The 17,221-nt window shown below is 60.7% G+C and carries 19 protein-coding genes; 7 read left to right on the forward strand and 12 right to left on the reverse strand.

Features of this window, described 5'->3' with window-relative positions; genetic code table 11:
• The 3 genes from VKV28_07130 to VKV28_07140 all read left to right on the forward strand — a co-directional run.
• Window positions 1–441: DUF2232 domain-containing protein (locus tag VKV28_07130; GenBank protein ID HLH76562.1), on the forward strand; the 441-nt coding region annotated here is incomplete at its 5' end.
• Window positions 442–461: 20 nt separating this feature from the next.
• The gene (rplI, locus tag VKV28_07135; GenBank protein ID HLH76563.1) at window positions 462–905 is read left to right on the forward strand and encodes a 50S ribosomal protein L9; all 444 of its coding nucleotides are present in this window, start codon (window positions 462–464) and stop codon (window positions 903–905) included.
• Between the two features lie 10 nt (window positions 906–915).
• Complete coding sequence (locus tag VKV28_07140; GenBank protein HLH76564.1) at window positions 916–1,554, forward strand: glutathione S-transferase family protein; 639 nt, start codon at window positions 916–918, stop codon at window positions 1,552–1,554.
• Between the two features lie 67 nt (window positions 1,555–1,621).
• Here VKV28_07140 and VKV28_07145 read toward each other — a convergent pair whose 3' ends face one another.
• Window positions 1,622–1,927, reverse strand: coding sequence for a hypothetical protein (locus VKV28_07145; protein HLH76565.1), 306 nt, complete (start codon window positions 1,925–1,927; stop codon window positions 1,622–1,624).
• Window positions 1,928–2,233: 306 nt separating this feature from the next.
• On the opposite strand from VKV28_07145, the gene glgC reads away from it, so the two are divergent.
• Both glgC and VKV28_07155 read left to right on the forward strand, forming a co-directional pair.
• Window positions 2,234–3,481 (forward strand): glucose-1-phosphate adenylyltransferase, encoded by a 1,248-nt coding sequence (gene glgC, locus VKV28_07150; GenBank protein ID HLH76566.1) that lies wholly within the window; start codon window positions 2,234–2,236, stop codon window positions 3,479–3,481.
• Window positions 3,482–3,591: 110 nt separating this feature from the next.
• Window positions 3,592–4,593 carry a lysophospholipid acyltransferase family protein gene (locus tag VKV28_07155; protein HLH76567.1) on the forward strand — a complete coding sequence of 334 codons (1,002 nt, stop codon included), beginning with the start codon at window positions 3,592–3,594 and terminating at the stop codon, window positions 4,591–4,593.
• Here VKV28_07155 and VKV28_07160 read toward each other — a convergent pair.
• Window positions 4,551–5,495, reverse strand: coding sequence for a type II CAAX endopeptidase family protein (locus tag VKV28_07160; GenBank protein ID HLH76568.1), 945 nt, complete (start codon window positions 5,493–5,495; stop codon window positions 4,551–4,553). The genes VKV28_07155 and VKV28_07160 overlap by 43 nt on opposite strands.
• 656 nt (window positions 5,496–6,151) lie before the next feature.
• Entirely contained in the window at window positions 6,152–6,874 is a 723-nt protein-coding gene (locus VKV28_07165; GenBank protein HLH76569.1) for a dienelactone hydrolase family protein, read from the reverse strand.
• 241 nt (window positions 6,875–7,115) lie between these two features.
• Here VKV28_07165 and VKV28_07170 point away from each other — a divergent pair, with 241 nt between their 5' ends.
• On the forward strand, window positions 7,116–7,475 hold the full coding sequence (locus tag VKV28_07170; GenBank protein HLH76570.1) for a hypothetical protein: 360 nt from the start codon (window positions 7,116–7,118) through the stop codon (window positions 7,473–7,475).
• A 23-nt stretch (window positions 7,476–7,498) separates the two neighbouring features.
• Here VKV28_07170 and VKV28_07175 read toward each other — a convergent pair whose 3' ends face one another.
• Window positions 7,499–8,449 (reverse strand): NAD(P)-dependent oxidoreductase, encoded by a 951-nt coding sequence (locus VKV28_07175; protein HLH76571.1) that lies wholly within the window; start codon window positions 8,447–8,449, stop codon window positions 7,499–7,501.
• 66 nt (window positions 8,450–8,515) lie between these two features.
• Entirely contained in the window at window positions 8,516–9,466 is a 951-nt protein-coding gene (locus tag VKV28_07180) for an NAD(P)-dependent oxidoreductase (protein ID HLH76572.1), read from the reverse strand.
• Window positions 9,467–9,690: 224 nt separating this feature from the next.
• Between VKV28_07180 and VKV28_07185 the strand changes: the two genes are divergently transcribed.
• Window positions 9,691–10,380 carry a hypothetical protein gene (locus tag VKV28_07185; GenBank protein ID HLH76573.1) on the forward strand — a complete coding sequence of 230 codons (690 nt, stop codon included), beginning with the start codon at window positions 9,691–9,693 and terminating at the stop codon, window positions 10,378–10,380.
• Here VKV28_07185 and VKV28_07190 read toward each other — a convergent pair.
• The 7 genes from VKV28_07190 to thiL all read right to left on the reverse strand — a co-directional run.
• Window positions 10,377–10,778, reverse strand: a complete 402-nt coding sequence (locus tag VKV28_07190) for a hypothetical protein (protein ID HLH76574.1) — start codon at window positions 10,776–10,778, stop codon at window positions 10,377–10,379. The genes VKV28_07185 and VKV28_07190 overlap by 4 nt on opposite strands.
• A gap of 399 nt (window positions 10,779–11,177) precedes the next feature.
• Window positions 11,178–11,786, reverse strand: a complete 609-nt coding sequence (gene lexA / locus VKV28_07195) for a transcriptional repressor LexA (protein ID HLH76575.1) — start codon at window positions 11,784–11,786, stop codon at window positions 11,178–11,180.
• 111 nt (window positions 11,787–11,897) lie between these two features.
• Window positions 11,898–13,232, reverse strand: a complete 1,335-nt coding sequence (locus VKV28_07200) for an AarF/ABC1/UbiB kinase family protein (GenBank protein ID HLH76576.1) — start codon at window positions 13,230–13,232, stop codon at window positions 11,898–11,900.
• The gene (gene larB / locus VKV28_07205; protein HLH76577.1) at window positions 13,219–14,001 is read right to left on the reverse strand and encodes a nickel pincer cofactor biosynthesis protein LarB; all 783 of its coding nucleotides are present in this window, start codon (window positions 13,999–14,001) and stop codon (window positions 13,219–13,221) included. Before larB ends, VKV28_07200 begins: the two co-directional genes overlap by 14 nt.
• Window positions 14,001–15,287: a hemolysin family protein gene (locus VKV28_07210; protein HLH76578.1), complete on the reverse strand. Its 1,287-nt coding sequence runs from the start codon at window positions 15,285–15,287 to the stop codon at window positions 14,001–14,003. Before VKV28_07210 ends, larB begins: the two co-directional genes overlap by 1 nt.
• On the reverse strand, window positions 15,284–16,495 hold the full coding sequence (locus tag VKV28_07215; protein ID HLH76579.1) for a hemolysin family protein: 1,212 nt from the start codon (window positions 16,493–16,495) through the stop codon (window positions 15,284–15,286). The genes VKV28_07210 and VKV28_07215 overlap by 4 nt, the downstream gene beginning before the upstream one ends.
• 5 nt (window positions 16,496–16,500) lie before the next feature.
• A partial coding sequence (thiL, locus tag VKV28_07220) for a thiamine-phosphate kinase (GenBank protein HLH76580.1) occupies window positions 16,501–17,221 on the reverse strand: 721 nt, incomplete at its 5' end.

Raw genomic sequence — 17,221 nt, forward strand, 5'->3', positions numbered from 1 at the left:
CCCGCGCTGGCGGCGATTGCGACCGCTACCGCGGTGCTGTTTAACCTGGCGCTGGTTTGGCGCTGGCTGGGGCGTCAGGGGTTGGGCTATGCGCTGTTCCAGGGCTTGACCAAATGGCGCGCTCCGGAATGGATGATCTGGTTGCTGCTGGCAACTGGCTTCGGCCTGTTCATTCCTTTCGCGCCGGCCAAACTAGTAGCCAGTAACGGGTTTTTGTTTGTCGCAGCGATATATTTTTGCCAAGGCCTGGCCATCATGGCTTATTACTTTCAGGCTTTGGCGATGCCAACCGGTGCGCGGGGGTTGATTTATCTAATCACTTTTGTGCAGCCGGTCCTGGCGGCATTGGTCTGCTTGGCAGGAGTGTTCGATTTGTGGGTGGACTTTCGCCGGCTCAAGCCCCCAAGTCAGGAGGCAGGGAGTCTGGACGACTTCTTCTAAAGGAGAGACGAAGAGCTGTTATGCAAGTAATTTTGCGCGAAGACGTCCCCTCTTTGGGACGCCCGGGCGACGTAGTCAGGGTGCGCGCCGGTTACGCCCGCAACTTTCTGTTGCCGCGCAGTTTGGCGGTGGAAGCCAACCCCAAAAATCTGCGGGCTTTCGAGCACCAAAAGCAGCTGGCCCTGCGCCGGCGCGAGGTTCAGCATGGCGAAGCACTCAAACTCAAGGAGCGCCTCGAACAGTTAACGCTGGAGCTGAGCGCCCATGCAGGCGAAGGAGGGAAGCTGTTCGGCTCTATCACCAACCAGGATATCGAGCGTGCGCTAACTCAGCACGGCCTCCAGATCGACCGGCGCCGAATTCTGCTGGCCGAGCCGATCAAGCAAGTGGGCGATTTTGTAGTCCCATTGCGGATCGATGCGGAAGTGGAAGCCAATCTCAAGCTGCGGGTAGCAACTAATTAAGGGCGGCCAGATGATTAGGCTTTATGATTTCCCTGCTTGCCCATTCGGTCAGAAGGTTCGAATCGTGCTGGCCGAAAAGAGCCTCAGTTACGAGATGGTCGTAGTCGATTTGGGTAAAGGCGAACAACGCCGGCCCGAGTTCCTACGCTTGAACCCCTACGGTCGGGTGCCGGCTCTGGTGGACGAGGAAACCGTGGTTTACGACTCCACCATTATCGGCGAGTACCTCGACGATGAATATCCGGATCCGCCAGTGCTGCCGCGAATCGAATTCAGTTCCCTGCGTGCGCGCGCCCGCCTGTTCGAGGATTTCGCTGATTCCTCCTTTACCCCGCAGGTCGGACAATTGATGGCCGAGATGGCCAAGCCCGAGCACGAGCGGGACCAGGCTCGAAGCACTCGGCTGCATCAGACCGTGGAGCGCGTGCTGGATTACGTCAACCGCGAGTTGCAGGGACAATCGTTTTTAGCCGGCGACTTTTCGGTGGCTGACATCAGCTTCATTCCGCGGCTGCTGGTGCTGCGGGAATTGGGCGTCGAACCGGGTGCTGGGCGGGCTAACGTCGAGGCGTGGCTGAATCGACTAATTGAGCGCCCTTCCGTTCAGGGGCTGGAGGGTGTCACGCTAGAACTAGTGGCGGGACTCTGAGACTGCTCGCGCGCCGCCCGCCCGGTACATCGGCCCGGGTGGGACGGCGCGCAGGTAGATTTTTGAGTTAACTGATGTCGGTGAGCAGATCGCCCTCTTCTCCGGGCGCGCCCGAGCTGCTGCCCGTTAGCTTGAAGGTCAAACGGGCGGTAAAGATTTTGCGCTCCAACCGGCCGGTTGGTTTGAGGATGCCGCCATGACGACGGCAATGCGGACAAGCCAGCGTGCCGCCCAACAAGCCTGCATCCTTGGCCGTGATGCGCAAGTCAAAGATGTGATTGCAGCCGGGGTTTTCGCAACTTACCCGATATACAATGCCGGGGGCGTCGGTACGCTCTCCGGGGGTTTCATGGTGTGCACTTGATCCCTGCATTTGCCTGCCCTCTCTGTCCGAGCGAACCTGCGGTACGAACTTTGGTTCTCTCTGACGGTAGTTGGACGTCGAGACCGTTCGGAATCTTCAACTTAGCAAGGGCCGTGCCCATGCTAGTTCTGACACTATAGTTTGAATTGCGAAGAAACAAGCAAGCTCTGGGCCAAGCCTATTTGCATATCGATGCTCAGCTTACACGAAACCGGCGGGTAACTGTTTGCAAGCGTAAAGAAATTGTCGCTGTGGCTCAGGTAACCTGCTCCAGTTGACGTGTCATAGAGTAAAATTACTCAACCGAGGCATGCAATGCGAACTCTGGCGCTGGTGATGGCAGGTGGCCAAGGCACTCGGCTCCATCCCTTGACACGCGATCGGGCCAAACCAGCGGTGCCTTTTGGCGGCAAATATCGGATTATTGATTTCGTGCTTTCTAACCTGGTTAATTCAGGAATTTTCTCAATCTACGTCTTGGTCCAGTGGAGGTCACAGTCGCTCATCGAGCATCTCAAGGATGGCTGGCAGTTTGGGGGGCTGTTGCCCTCTCATTTTGTCACCCCTGTTCCGGCTCAGATGCGTTCGGGTGAGACGTGGTATCTGGGTACAGCCGACGCAATTTTTCAAAATCTCAACTTACTCGAAGACACCAAGCCGGAATTGGTCGCGGTGTTTGGCGCCGACCACATCTACCGTATGGACATCCAGCATATGATTGACTTTCACCTCCAACGGCAGGCGAAAGTGACAATTGCCACGCTACCAGTACCGGTGGAGCAGTCGGCCCAATTTGGGATAGTTGAGGTCGATCAGCAACTGCGCGTGAGCGGGTTTTTAGAGAAGCCGGTTACTGCTCCTTCGCTGCCCGATGCACCAGGCTACTGCCTAGCCTCGATGGGTAACTATTTGTTCAGTCCTCAGCTTCTGCGTGACGCGCTGCTTGAAGACGCGGCCGAGCCCAACAGCCATCACGATTTCGGACTGGATTTGCTGCCGCGGCTGATTCGTCAGGTGCCGGTTTATGCTTACAATTTCATGACCAATCGCATTCGTGGCGACAGTGAAGAGAATTTAAGCTACTGGCGCGACGTTGGAACTTTGGACGCCTATTACGAGGCCCATATGGACTTGCGCGATGCTCGCCCTCACCTCAACCTCTACAATCCCAATTGGCCGTTGCGAACGGCCTATTATAACCAACCGCCAGCTAAATTCGTCTTTAACGAACATGAACGGCGGGGGCAGGCACTCCATTCGGTAATCTCGGAGGGCTGCATCATCTCGGGCGGGACGGTGCAAAATTCGGTCTTGGGTCGTTCCGTATTCGTCCATTCTTTCAGCGAGGTGCAGGACTCAGTGCTAATGGATTACGTAGAGGTCGGCCGTCACGCTCGAGTCAGGCGGGCGATTGTCGATAAGAATGTCTATATCCCCGAAGGGGAAGAGATAGGTTATGATCTCGAGCGGGATAGCAAGCGCTTTTTCGTTACCTCCTCGGGAATAGTGGTGGTGCCCAAGGCGCCCAAGCGCGAGCGCTTGGGTGATATTTCGCTGCTGTAGGTGGGATGAAGCGGAGGGTGGATCAAGTGCAGAGTACAGACAGCGTCAAGGCCGCCAACCAGTTCGCAGGCAGCAGGATTCGCGGCGCGAGCGGCGTCGGGGATGGACGGATGGCGGCTCGCTCGAAGGCCCGTTCTGCGCCCTCGCGAGCGCAGGTCGAGTTGAGTTTTGCCCAGCGATCTCTGTTCTGTTTGATGGTGGCAGTGTTGCATGTGCTCAGCCTGCTGCCTGACTTCGTTCTGAGCTGGCTTGGGATGGCGGGTGCTCTTTTAACCTACCATCTGGATCGCAGGCATGTGGCGATCGGGCTCAAGAATCTGCAAATCGCCTTCCCTCAGGCCAGCCCTCGTGAGCATCGCCGTATTCTGCGCCAATCCTACTTGAACCTGGGGCGTGGAATCGCCGAATTTGTTCGCTTGGGAGGATTCTTTTACCGCTCACTGACCAAACGAGTGGGCTTCGAGCACATGAGGCACTGGGAGGAGATTTTGCATCGCAGCCAGGGGCGCGGCGTGATTATTCTGAGCGCCCATTTTGGCAGCTTCGAGCTGCTGGCGGCGGTGCACGCGATGCGGGGCTATGCGATCAATCTGGTCCATCACACGCAAAGCTTGGCGGTCGGCGACGCGCTCCTTACCTTCGTGCGTGAGCGTGCCGGAATTCGGATAATCCGCAAACATGCGGCCGCCCGGGCGGCACTGCGCGCGCTTAAGCACGGCGAGATGGTTGGGGTGCCCTTCGATCAGAACGCCAAGCGCAGCGAGGCAGTGTTCGTGCCGTTTTTCAGCGAGTTGGCGGCAACGTCCGCCGGTCTGGCGCGACTGGCAAAGATGGCGAACGCGCCGGTGGTGCCTGCCTTTATCGTGCGAAACCGTGATAACCACAGCCATCGGGTGGTCGTTGGTAAGCCTATCCCCTTGGTTGAAAGCGATGATGTGCAAAGGGATCTGATCGAGAACACTCGTCGTTTTCAAGCTGAGATTGAGCGGATCGTCAGGCAGTATCCTGAGCAATTCCTGTGGGTCCATCGCCGCTACCGCACCCGGCCGCCGGGAGCGCCGCGGATTTATCAAGAAAGCGGGAAACGCGCCCGCGTCGCCCTGCGCGAGTGAGTTCGACCTGGCTTGGCCCAGCGCGATTGCGATAATCCTACCAGCAAAAGCAATATCAGCCCCCAGGCTGCGGCCCCTCCGATGAGCGGAGTTCCGCCCCAACCCTCCAGCCAGCCTGGCAAATGGCCGGGATTGACCAGGCGATGCCAGGACTTGGCCCCCACCACCAGGCTGGCGTGCAAGCCTAGCGATAGATAAACCGTCTCGGTTACCAGATAGGCCTCGCCCAGCAGGAGGCCGAGCAGGAACAACCCCACCAGGAGCGGATAGGCTGAGGCTAGTGCTGCGCCCTGAGCCAAGCTGTGCCCGAGGTTGATGAAGCCAGCTAGCGGCTGAAAAGTTGTCATCTCGAAACGGGCAGGGGCTCGGACCAGATGGCACCAAGCGTATATCGCGGCGCTTATCGCCAAGCCGGCCAGCAAGCCAAAGTCATCGCTCAAGCCGTCAAGCAGAATCGCGCGGAAGAAGGCCTCTTCCAGAATCGCGATTACCAGGGCCGCAGGCAGGTATCTGCTTAGCAACTCCCAAGGATGGATTGAAACCAGAGCCGGCAAGTGACCCATAGCCGCGGCAATTGTCCAGAGTACCGCCACCGCTGCTGTCCCGATCGCAAAGCCCCACAGGGCCAAGCGCCAGTCGCGACCGGGGTTGGCGAAGCCACGTTGCAGTCGTGCGGTCAGCTTCAAGGCGCGGGCTTGCGACCAAAGCGCGATAGCCACGGTTACCATCACAACCCGGTCGAAGATGCGCGGAAAAGGAAAATGACCACCGCAAGCCCTTACCATCATCGCGATCGGGGGTGCTAACAAGGCTGCGATTAGTCCCGCCGCGCACACAGTCAGCAACAAGCGCATGCTGAAGTCGGGCTTGACTGTAGCTGCCGATGGTGTGGAGGATGACATTGAAGCTGCGATGTTAGTCAGTGCCGGCGAAGCGGTCTATCCTCTCATCCCGAGCCTGCGGTCGTGTCAGGCTAGAAATCAGTTGTCTGATTGCTCGAACGAAGCGCGCTGTAATCGTGATCGTGGGGCTGCGCGGCTGCGCACGCACGCCTGTCAGCGATGAGTCATTTGAACCAAGATGCCAGGAGCCCAAGAGTAGCGGCAAAACCTGCCCCAACCATTGGCATCAACCGGATCTGAAGGCGGTCGATTTTTCTTTCCAAATCCGCAAGCTTGTCAAGCGGGCTTGGTCGCGTTCCTCCAGCACGGTCAGCTTGGCGGATGCCAGCCGTTCTTGACACGCTGCGCTTGCCAAGCGCCTGGAGGCCGCCGGAATGGCCATGGCCAAGCGGAAGAGTTCGCCGAAGCGATCTGCGACGCGCTCGACGGCGAGTTGATGTGCAAGTCCGACCTGGAGCCGCTGAGATTTGAGTTGAGTTGAGTTCACTCAGAATCACACAGGACCCTACCAAGCGGATATCGACTCCCTCAAACCGATATTGGCTCGCTCCGAGCGAACTTGGCCTCAAAGACGAGCGTATTGACGTATCAGGCTTTGAGCGGTTTTGGATCGAAAGGTGCGCGGCTGGTTGGGCCGCGCACCCTGAACGCGCGCTTCAGGCCCGGGCGAAGATCTCGTCAAAGAAGGCGCGCATCGCGGCCCACGAACGGCGATCGGAGGCCTCGTTGTAGGCCAGAACATTGGGACGATTAGAGCGGCCGGCATTGCGATTGGTGAACGCATGCTTAGTCCCGCCATAGGTGATGACCTGCCAATCCACGCTGGCCGCAGTCATCTCCTGTTGAAATGCCAGCACTTGCTCCGGCGGTACCAAAGGATCATCGGCGCCAGTACAGGCCAGCACTTTGCCCTTAATGTTGCGGGCATCGCCGGGGGTTTTGGTGCTCAAGATGCCGTGAAAGCTGACTACCCCGACGACCGGGGCGCCGCTGCGCGCCAGCTCCAGCACCGTCAGGCCACCGAAGCAGTAGCCGATCGCCGCCAGGCGCTGCGAGCCGACGTTGGGCAGCGCCGCCAGCGCATCCAGCCCGGCGCGCGCCCGCTTGCGCAGCTTGGCGGTGTCCTCGCGCAGCGGGTTCATCAGGGCCTGAGCCTCATCGCCCCCCTTGGCTATCTTGCCCTCGCCATAGAGATCAGCGGCCAGCGCGACATAGCCTAGGTCGGCCAGCATTCCGGCGCGCATTTTTACGTGGTCGTCGCAGCCGGGCGCCTCGTGACAAATCAGAATCCCTGGGCGGCGCTGAGAGCCGTCGCCATGGGCCAGAAAACCGCGGCAGGTGGTCTCGCCGTCGCGATAGTCAAAGGTTTGGCTTGCCATAAAAAGCTCCTCGCTATGAGTTGGCGTATGTTACCATCGCCATTGATTCAGATTGTCGCCGAATAAGTCAAACCTGCCGCCCTGGGCAGGGTACCCAGCCTGAAAGCGCCCGCCTTTGCCCCAGCCGCCGCCTCATGCTTGACTTGAGCACGTGAAGCGATTGCATCGTCCAACCGAGCGCTTTCCCAGTTTTCGTTGCTGGACGGACCAGAAGCAGCCAACTAGCGCGCGAGGGTGGGGCTTGGGGCGGGCCGAGGGCGGACGGCGCTGGCGATGGCTGGGCGCGCTGGCCGGTGCGGGACTGCTTGCACTGGGCTGTCTGCAGGTTTCGCCGCAACCGCCGCTGCCACCAACCTCGCTAAGTTCGTGGAGTCCGATGGGCGGCTTCACGGTCTCCTCGGGCGCCACCTGCGCGGGCAAGGTAACGCTAGATGGTTCGGGCAGCGGCACGGTGAGCGATGCCTGTTTCACCAGCGCTGACAACGTGGTGGTCTGCACCGATACCACCGCGGTCAGCGCGGTGCGATGTAGCGCGGGTGCGGGCGCGCTGTCGGTCAACGGGGCGGCCGGCGATACCATCTCTTACGCACGCGTACGCTGAGTTGGGTTGGCGAGCTGGTTTGGCTAGTAGGGATTGCCCGCCTTAAGCCAACTCACGTAGTCGGCGATCGCGGCGCGCGGAGGCCACGCTGGCGTATAACCGGTGTCCTCCCGCAGGCGTGTGATATCTAGCCATGCGTCGGGTTTATAGTCGGGCCCATGGCCGGGGCGTAGCTCTATCTGGGCATCGGGAACCGCCGCAACCACGGCCTCGCGCAGCTCGGAATGGGAAGTAAAGGCACCGCGGGTTACGTTGTAAACCCGGTGGTTGAGCTTAGGCGTCATCTGCGCCATCACGATTCCCCGCGCAATGTCCTTGACGTAGGTGAAGTCGTGTCCGTCCTGCGCAAACGGGATTTCGCCGCCGCGCGGGCTACTCAGCACGACCTTGCCGCCCTTGAGCGCGCCATGAACCATCCGGCTAGGCAGATTGAGCATCGTATGGTAAAGCGGACCGAAGATTCCACCCACGCGGAGCACGATTACATCCAGCCCGGTGCGCTGGGCGTAATGCAGGCCGATGATCTCGAACACCTTTTTATAAGCCTCGGTGGCGATTCGCGAGTCCGTCGGCAATGGCATCTCTTCGCGAAACGGCCCCTTGGGTACGCCGTAATAGACCGTGGAGGAGCTGGCGAGCGACACTCGGCGCACGCCATTCAATCGACCTGCCTCCAAAATATTGATTAGGCCTCCAGTATTGACCCGAAAATCTTCGGCGGGCGAAAGGTTGTGGCTGGGTACCGCCAAGTGGATGATGCTCTCGACGCGATGCTTGCGAACCACGTCGATGCAATCAAAAGGGTTGGCTTGATCGAGGCTTTCGACCACCACCCGCTTGCCGAATTCGTCCTTAAGAAAGGAGGGTTCGCGCCAGGTGCGATAGCGTGTGATGACTACGCTCTCGCCCGCGTCAAGCAAGGCGCGCGCAGTGTGCAAGCCGGTAAAACCCATCCCGCCCGTAATCAAGACCATCGCACAATCCCGATCAGGCGATGTGCGCGGCGTAGGACGGAGGATCGGGACGCCGCCGGCTTCATTTTAATACTGGTTACCCTCTTTGAGCCAAGCTACGTACTCGGCCACCGCGCTCTCCAGCGTATAATCAGGCTGATAGCCGGTGTCCTCTCGTAGGCGAGTGGAATCGACGAAGGCGTTGGGTTTGAAGCCTGGGCCACGGCCGGGGCGTAGGGGGATTTCCGCGCCCGGCACCGCCTTGATCACCGCGTCACGCAGCATCGCATTGGTCAGCTTGCTGCCCCATCCGACGTTGTACACGCGATGGTTGAGCTTGGGCGCCATCATCAGCATGGCCAACCCTTTGGCGCAGTCTTTGACGTAGCAGAAGTCCTGACCGTCCTCCTCGAAGGGTACACCTCCCGGGCCGCCGGACAGGTCTACCTTGCCGCTTTTGAGTGCCCCATGCACCATCCGACTGGGGAGGTTGGCCATGCTGTGATACAGCGGCCCCCAGATCCAGCCGATTCGCAAGGCGATCACATCAACTTTGGAGCGGGCGGCGTAATGTTGGCTCAGGATCTCGAAGACTTTCTTGTAGGCTTCAGTCGGATAGGCTGATTCCAGTGGCAGGGGTAGATCCTCCCGGAACGGGCCCTCCATGACGTGATGATAAACCGCGGTGGAGCTGGCGATCGCGATCCGGCGGGCGCCGGTCAGTCGGCCTGCTTCCAAGATGTTGATCAGGCCGCTCATGTTGGTGCGGAAATCCTCGGCGGGCGAAAGCGCGCCCAGACCAGGGACCGCCAGATGCAGGATCGCATCGACCTGATACTTGCGAATAAGGTCGATACAGTCGAAGGGATTGGAGATATCCAGGCTTTCCACCATCACTCGCTTGCCGTATTCGTGTTTGATGAAATCCGGCTCACGCCAAGTGCGGTAGCGCGTGATCACAACATTCTGTCCGGCGTCGAGCAATTTGCGCGCGGTATGGAGTCCGATAAACCCCATTCCTCCGGTGATTAAAACCATGCCCGTTCCCCTGCTTTGTAGGTCGCTTTAGCGGCGAAGAAATTTTTCAGCTGACGACTTAATCGCAATCTCCGCCACGGGAAATAGAGCACTCCCGGGGCGGGCAACAAGGCTGTCGAAGGCGAGCATACCAAGGCACGCTCGCCTGTCAACGGCTGCTTGCTCAGGTTGCGGGCGCGGTTGTTTTTGCGCGCAGCTTGCCCCAGGCGCTACAATCGCCAGTCATGTTGCCAGTTCACAACGCCTCGCGCGCTCCGCTTAACCCCTCGGCCGACCTGACCGGTCGCTTGGTCGCGGTTTGGTACGGCGGTTTGTTGTGCTCGGGGGCGCTGGTTTGGCTGGCGCTGTGGGAGAGCGAGACCCGGGAATTGGCGGCGGCGGCACTCTCGGGTGCGGTGGTCATTTTGCTGGGGCTGGCTTCCTATACGATGCGCCAGAGCGGGGACAATTGGCGGCGCCATACCGTTGTGGCCGCGGTCGGACCGCTGGTGGTGGCCCTGATGTTGTTCGAATTCCAGGAGTACAACCGGCGCGCCGAGGACGCTATCAGCACCCATCTGATCGATTTGCGCGAGATCGAGCTGGCCAACGTAAGTTTGGCGCATTGGGCGGCGGGAACGAGCAATGGCCGGGTCTCGGGCGTGGTCCGCAACCATTCGGCAATCGTGCTGCGTGGGCTGAGCCTGCATTTGGCGGTCCGCTCCACCCGCGCGCTTCTGACCGAAGTTACGGCCGAGGTCTCGGTGGAGGTCCCCCCGGGTCAAGAACGCCGCTTCGAGACAGCGGTGGCGGGGCTGCCCGGGCGCGCGGACAAGCCCTTGCCTTGCACCGACTGGCGGCTACAGCCCTCAATGGTTCCCGTTACGAGCTGCCGTTACCAAGTGGCGCAGACCCGCGCCGAACTGGAGTTTTAGCGTGCGGGGCGTTGTGCAGGCGCGATTGGGCCGCCCGGGCGTACGTAAGCGGTGATCGGAGCTGGGCTCTTCAGGATCGCGGGTGCCACTACCTGCTCTTCCAAAATGGGCCAAGGGAAGCCAGGGCGAACCAACCTGCCCAGCGCTACTTCGGCGTCATGGGTGGCGACCACGTTGGGCGAAATGATAGTGCCGTCGCTGTCACGCAACTGGTAGTAACCAGGCGGTACGTCGATTGCGAAGCTGCCGTCGGCGCTGGTTAGGCCTAGGAAAGAGTCGTGGCTGACTCGGCTCTCGAGATGGAGCGCGAGGTGGGACAGAGGTTGCCCCTGCTTATTGAGGACCGTACCACGCACAATCGCCGCATTGCTCACGCCGACGACGGCCACAATTGCCATCGCGCCCCCCATAAGTCCAAGGGTGAAGTGCTTTAGTAATCCCATAACTCACTAATAGCGAAACCGTAGGGAGGATGGAATGATCGGCCGGGGGAAGGTAGGACCTTCCAGTGTCGTGGCCTCTCAATAACTAGGGAGTTTCGCGGTCGCGGAAAGCGGCACTAGTCCAGTGGAACGGGTCGCAGTGCTTGCCCATCGCCCTCGCGGACAGCGCCTGCCGCGCTGTTATATCTGCCATCGACCGTCGATTCAGAGCCTCTCTTAATCCTACGCCATGACCGATCTGGAAGAGGACAAAGGCTATCCGCCTAAAGCGGCGCCGTCCTCCGCGCTATCGGACCGGGCAAATCCAACCCCCCGAACCAAAGCTGGATGCCGATAGCCGAGCACGCCCTGCTTTTAGCGATAATGGCGCATCAGGCCTACCACCACGCCGCGCACCGTCAGCTCTTCCGCCGCGGCGTAAATCGGTGCCATTGTGGCGTTGGCTGGTTGCAGCCGAATAGTGCCGTCGTCCTGATGATAGAACTTCTTGACCGTGGCTTCGCCATTGATCAAGGCAACCACCGTCTCGCCGTCGTTGGCATGGTCACGTCCTTCCACGATGATATAGTCCCCATCGCGAATTCCTTCGTCGATCATCGATTCGCCGCGTACCCGCAAGCAGAAGGTCTGCTGGCGCCGGATGAACTCTTCGGGCACCGTGATAGTGTCGTTGCCCTCCACCGCCTCGATTGGCGCGCCTGCCGCCACCAGTCCCAGCATCGGCAGTTCCCGCGCGGTGCTACGCGGCGTGGTATCGACCATTTCCAATGCCCGGCTATGATTCCATTTCCGTCGGATTAAGCCCTTCGCCTCGAGGTTCTTCAGATGTTTATGAATAGTGGCCAGCGAGGACAAACCGAAGTAGGCGCCGATCTCCTGCAAGGTCGGGGCGTAACCGAACTTTCCGATATGATCGCTGAGATAATCGACAAGCTGCTTTTGTCGTTTCGTCAGAGTCGCCATCGTGGCTCTCCCTGGGCTGTCCTAATTGCGCGATAATGGCGAATGGAGAGCGAAAAAGCAAGAGCCAAGGAAAGGATTTTAAGGTTAAGTAGCACATTTTCAACTTTGCGATTACTCTTTGCTCCGCGCTTCGGCGCGTTCCACGCAGTCGCGGAAGAGCCGATGATAGTTGGTGACCAGTCCGAGCTGGCGGATGATCCCTTCGGCGCCGATCAAAGCTCGCAGCAGAAAAACGCTGTGGGCTGGAGATGCGTACAGGCGATTGGCTAAAGCGATTTCGCCTACTGCGGCGGCCTTGGCCACCGAGTCGTACTTCTTGGGATCGAAGCGACGGTCTTCGCGGACCGGCTCGAACAGAGTTCTAACGATCTCCACCATCGGAGCAGGCTCCTGGCCGCGTGCGAGATAGCCTAGCGCGATGAGCGCCTGCCCCATCGCGCTGGTGTCATCGTCGATCAGGCCGCGCGCCAGTTTGAGGTTGGCTCGGCGAATGGGCTCGGGAAAACTGCGAATGGAGCCAAAGTCCAGCATTCCCAAAGTGGGATGATAGGTCACCAGGTAGTTGCCTGGGTGGGGATCGGTATGGAGCACGCCCAACTCCAAGATCTGGCGCCACATCAAGCTGAAGTACTTGCGCGCGACCCACTCTTTGAGGGCCGAATCTACGCCGGGGGCGAGCACGTCGGCTAGCGGATAACCTTCTAGATAGGTCATGGTCAGGACGCGCTCGGAGCTGAGAGCGGGAATCACGGTTGGAATCGTGATGTCGGGATCGTCGGCCAGCAGTTGCTTGAAGCGTGCCGTGTTAGCGGCTTCCAGTCGGTAGTCTAGCTCCTCCTGGATGCGGGCCTGCAGTTCGGCGTAGATGGTGCGAACCTCCAGCTTCTGGCGCATCAGGTCGTGGGCGAGCGCTTTGAAGGTGGCCAGCAGGAGCTTCAGATTCTTGAGGTCCTGTGCCACCGTCTCGCGCACTCCGGGATACTGAATCTTGACCACCACCTGCTGGCCATTGGCCAAAGTGGCGCGATGGACCTGTCCCAGCGAGGCGGCAGCGAAGGCGGTGCGCTCGAAGCGGCGGAAAAGCTGTTCGGGACCCTGACCGAGTTCGCGTCGGATCTGCTCGGCGATAATCTTGTAGTCCATCGGCGGCACGCTGTGCTGGGTCGTGCTCAGCACTTCCAGCGCGGCGGCCGGCAGGATGTCCTCGCGCATCGAGAGCATCTGGATGATTTTGAGAAAAGCGCCGCGCAACTCTTGCGAGCTTTCCACAATCAGGCGGGCGTTTTTGACGTGGGTAGCGAGCAGGCTTTGGTCGCGCTGGGCGGTATCCTGAAAGGGTCGGCGCAGCGTGGCCCACAGATAATTGGAGCCAACCTGCGAGGCCAGCCCGCCCATCTTGAGCGCGCGCCGCGCGCGGCCGCTGGTCAGCGGCTTATCGGGAGCCATTGCCGGCATGCTCCGACCAGCCCACGCGATTAATTAAAGTGGCGGAGAGCGCGGCGCCGAAGCCGTTATCGATGTTGACCACGGTGATCCCGCCTGAGCAGGCGTTGAGCATCCCCAACAGCGCCGCGATCCCACCCAGCGCGGCACCGTAACCCACGCTGGTAGGCACCGCGATTACCGGCTTGTCGATCAGTCCGGCCACCACCGAGGGCAGCGCGCCTTCCATCCCCGCCACCACGATCACCACGCTGGCCGCGGCTATCAGCTCCAGGTTACTAGTCAGGCGATGGAGGCCGGCCACGCCCACGTCGTACAAGCGGCTGACCCGATTGCCGAACAACTCGGCGCACAGCGCGGCTTCTTCAGCCACCGCCAGATCGGAGGTGCCAGCACAGATTACCAGTACGGTTCCATGGCCGCGCGGCGGTTCCGGGTGCACGATTACCGTGCCCAACGAAGCATCGCTCCGGTACTCCAAGCGGCGCAACCGCCGCCGCACTTGGCGCGCCTTATCCTCGTCCAGCCTCGTCACGATCAGATTTTGCCCACGCGCGACGATTTGGGCGCCGATGCTGGCTATCTGCTCGGCACTTTTGCCGGCTCCGAAGACAACCTCGGGCAGGCCGCGGCGCAACTGGCGATGGAGATCGATTTTGGCGAACTCCAGGTCGGCGAACGGCAGGTGGCGCAGGTCGGTCAGCGCGCGCTCCACGCTGAGGGTGCCGTCGGCGATTTGCTCGAGCAGTTGGCGGATCGTGCTTTCGGTCATCAGCTGTGTCTAGGGGCAGCCTGACGTAGCGGACGGTCAGCGATCAGCAGCAGATCGTGGACCGCACGCGCGTCGGCCCGCAAGACCTTGAGGGTAACTTCAGCCACTTTCAGTTGCTCGCCGGCTTTGGGAATATGACCTAAGCGCTCCAACACTAGACCCCCAATGCTAGCATAGCCTTCGCCTTCGGGCAGACGCAGGCCAAACCGTTCATTAAGTAGACTCAGGGGCGTTCGTGCGGCGACCGCCAGAGTCTGCGCTCCCAGCGGGCGAACCAGTTCCTCGCGTACGTCGAATTCGTCTTCAATCTCGCCCACGACCTCTTCGAGCAAATCTTCCACCGTGATGATTCCGGCGGCGTCGCCGTACTCGTCCACCACCACCGCCATGTTTTCGCGGGTCCGTTGCAGCGCCAGCAGAATTTCGTCCAGCCCAGTGGATTGGGCGAAATAGCTGACCGGACGCATGATCTCGCGCACCGGGCGAGCCAAGTCGGGCGCTTCCAGCAAATCGAACACATGGACCACGCCGATCAGGTTGCTGGGTCGGTCGGCGTAGACAGGCAGACGGCTGAAGCCCTCGCGCCGTACCACCTCGGCGGCGCTGGCGAGCGTAAAATTTAGCGGCACCGCCTCCACTCGCGACAGCGGTACCATCGCCCGGCGCGCTTCGGCGCGCGTGAAGCGAAAGATCCTGCCGATCATCAGGCTCTCGTCGGGCTGGATCAGGTCGGCTTGCACCCGCGAGCCGCCCGCCGTCCGTCGCTGCAGCAGCCGAACCAGGTCCTCGCGCCCGATATAGGCGCCGCTATCCTGACCACCAATCCCGACCCATCGGCGCAAGCCGTGACTGAGCGCAGTCACCGGGTAGAGTAGCGGAGTCAAAGCTAGGCTCCACAGGCGCAACACAGGCGCGGCCACTCGCGCTAATCGCAGCGGATGGCGTAAGGCCAACATCTTGGGTGCGGTTTCGCCCAACAGCAGAGTCAGCGGGGCCAGGATAAAGCCGCTGATAAGTTCGTGATGAGGCCAGTTGTGGTGCAGATAGACAGTTAGTAGGGCGGCGGCGCTGATCGTGGCCAAGTTGGTTGCGGTCAAAATCGCGGCCAGCAGCCGGTCGCGCCGCTGCAACAGGCCGCTGAGCCGACGTGCACTGCGGTCGCCGGCTTCGGCGGCGGCGCGCAACTTGAAATCGTCGACCGAAATCACCGCGATCTCGCACGCCGAAAAGAAGCCCTGTCCGGCTAGGCATAGGGTAATTCCGATGATGGCTTCGGCCAGCTTCATGGGACCAACCGGCGCAACGTTACCCGCTCCAGACTGGCGCCGCGCACTTTATCCACAGTTACTTCGAAACCAAGCAGCACAAAGCGCTCACCGGAGCGCGGCACTCGTCCCAGGCGGCGCAGAAGCAGGCGCGACAGGGTGGGCTCGTGCTCGCCTGCGGGAAGGTCGATGGCACCCACAGCCTGGGCCAGGCGGTTCAACTCCACCGATCCGGCCACCGACCATCGGCCTTCGTCCAGAGGGGTAATTTCGGGCCCGTCGAGGTCAAACTCATCGCGGATTTCTCCGAACAACTCCTCCAGCAGGTCTTCCAGGCTGACCAAACCCAAAAGCCTGCCATATTCATTGACGACCAGTGCCAGCTGCACGTGGTCATGGCGCATCTCCTCCAGCATCGGACCCAACGCTTTACTCGGCGGTACGTAATAGGGAGCCCGCAGCAATCGCTCCAGTCGCGGCGGTGTGCTTTCCAGACGCCAAGCAACCAAATCCTTGGCATGCAGCACGCCTACGATTCGATCCAGGTCGCCGTGATAGATCGGCACACGCGAATAATGGCCGTGGGCGACTTCGCTGGCCAGGCGCTGAGGTGAGATATCGATCGGCAAGGCAAAGATGTGCTCGCGTGGGGTCATGATCTCCTGCGCGCGCCGGCCTCCGAAATCGAACACCCGATCAATTAGCTCACGCTCGGCCGCTTCCACCTGGCCCTGGGTCTCGCCTGCGCGCAGCAAGGCGCGGAACTCGGTCTCGGAGACCGATGGCGGTCCCGGCGGCGGGGAAACCTTAAGTCGGCCCGTGATCGGATGAAGCAAACGTGTGAGCATTGCCAATGGCTGCGCGGTCAGGTCTAGGACGGCGGCGGGAAAAGCCAATGCGAGAGTCTTGGGGGTGACGTCGCTGATCAGGACAATCGCCACCAAGTTGATCGGGACGGCTAGATAAGCTCCTCGATGGCCCAGTAACCCGATCAGCAGGGAAGTAGCCAGGCATTCTGCGAAAACATTGGCCACTTCGGTCAGGCCGATCAGCGTGACCAGGGTCTCCAAGGGACGGGCCAGCAATCGCTCTACCGCCAGTCCTACCCGGGGCCTGAGCTGCGCTCTCAGCCGCTCAATTCTGAGCAGGGAAAAGACCGCTGTTTCCGAGGCGGAGACAAAGGCGGCCAAAGCCAATAGCAAGGCTATCAATGTGGGCAGCAACCACATCGATGTCAGGCGACTGGTTCGTGAGCGCGCAATTGATCCCATCCCCTGAGCACGCTGGTGGCTACGGGCTGATCGTGGGCGTCGCGCAAACGCAAACCGGCGCGACGCGGCAGAATCTCGCCGATGCGCGTTACCTGAACGCCCAAGCGGCGACTCAACTCGGCTTCTGAGTGATGAGTGGCCATGCAAAACAGCAATTCGTAATCTTCTCCCCCACTCAGAGCATGGTCCAGGCACTCGCCCGCTACCGCGCGATACGCTGCCGAGCGTGGAATGCGGTCGGTTTGCACCAGTGCGCCGCAGCCGCTTTGCCTGAGAATATGCCCGAGGTCCTGAAGTAAACCGTCGCTGATGTCGATCGCGGCTGGAGCGGGAGTAAGACGCGCCAGGCGCAGCCCGGCCGCCAGGCGCGCGGTGGGAGCAAGATAGCGCTTGACTAGCATTCGGCGTGCAGCCGGTGAGGCCTCAAGCTGGCCGGCCAGCAGGCGCCAGCCCAAAGCGGCGTCGCCCAGCGTGCCGGTGACAAAAATCCCATCGCCCGGGCGCGCTCGATCGCGTCGCAGTATCTGCAAGTCGGCCTCGCCGATCAGAGCAATGGTCAGGGTAAGTTGAGCGGCGCGGGTAACATTGCCGCCGATCAAGTCGACCTCCGCCATCCGCGCGGCGCGCCTCAATCCAGCGTAGATTGCCTCCAATAACGCGGGTTTCAGGTCTGGCCGCACTCCC

The organism is Candidatus Binataceae bacterium, assembly GCA_035294265.1.
In the GTDB taxonomy this organism is placed as follows: Bacteria; Desulfobacterota; Binatia; order Binatales; family Binataceae; genus DATGLK01.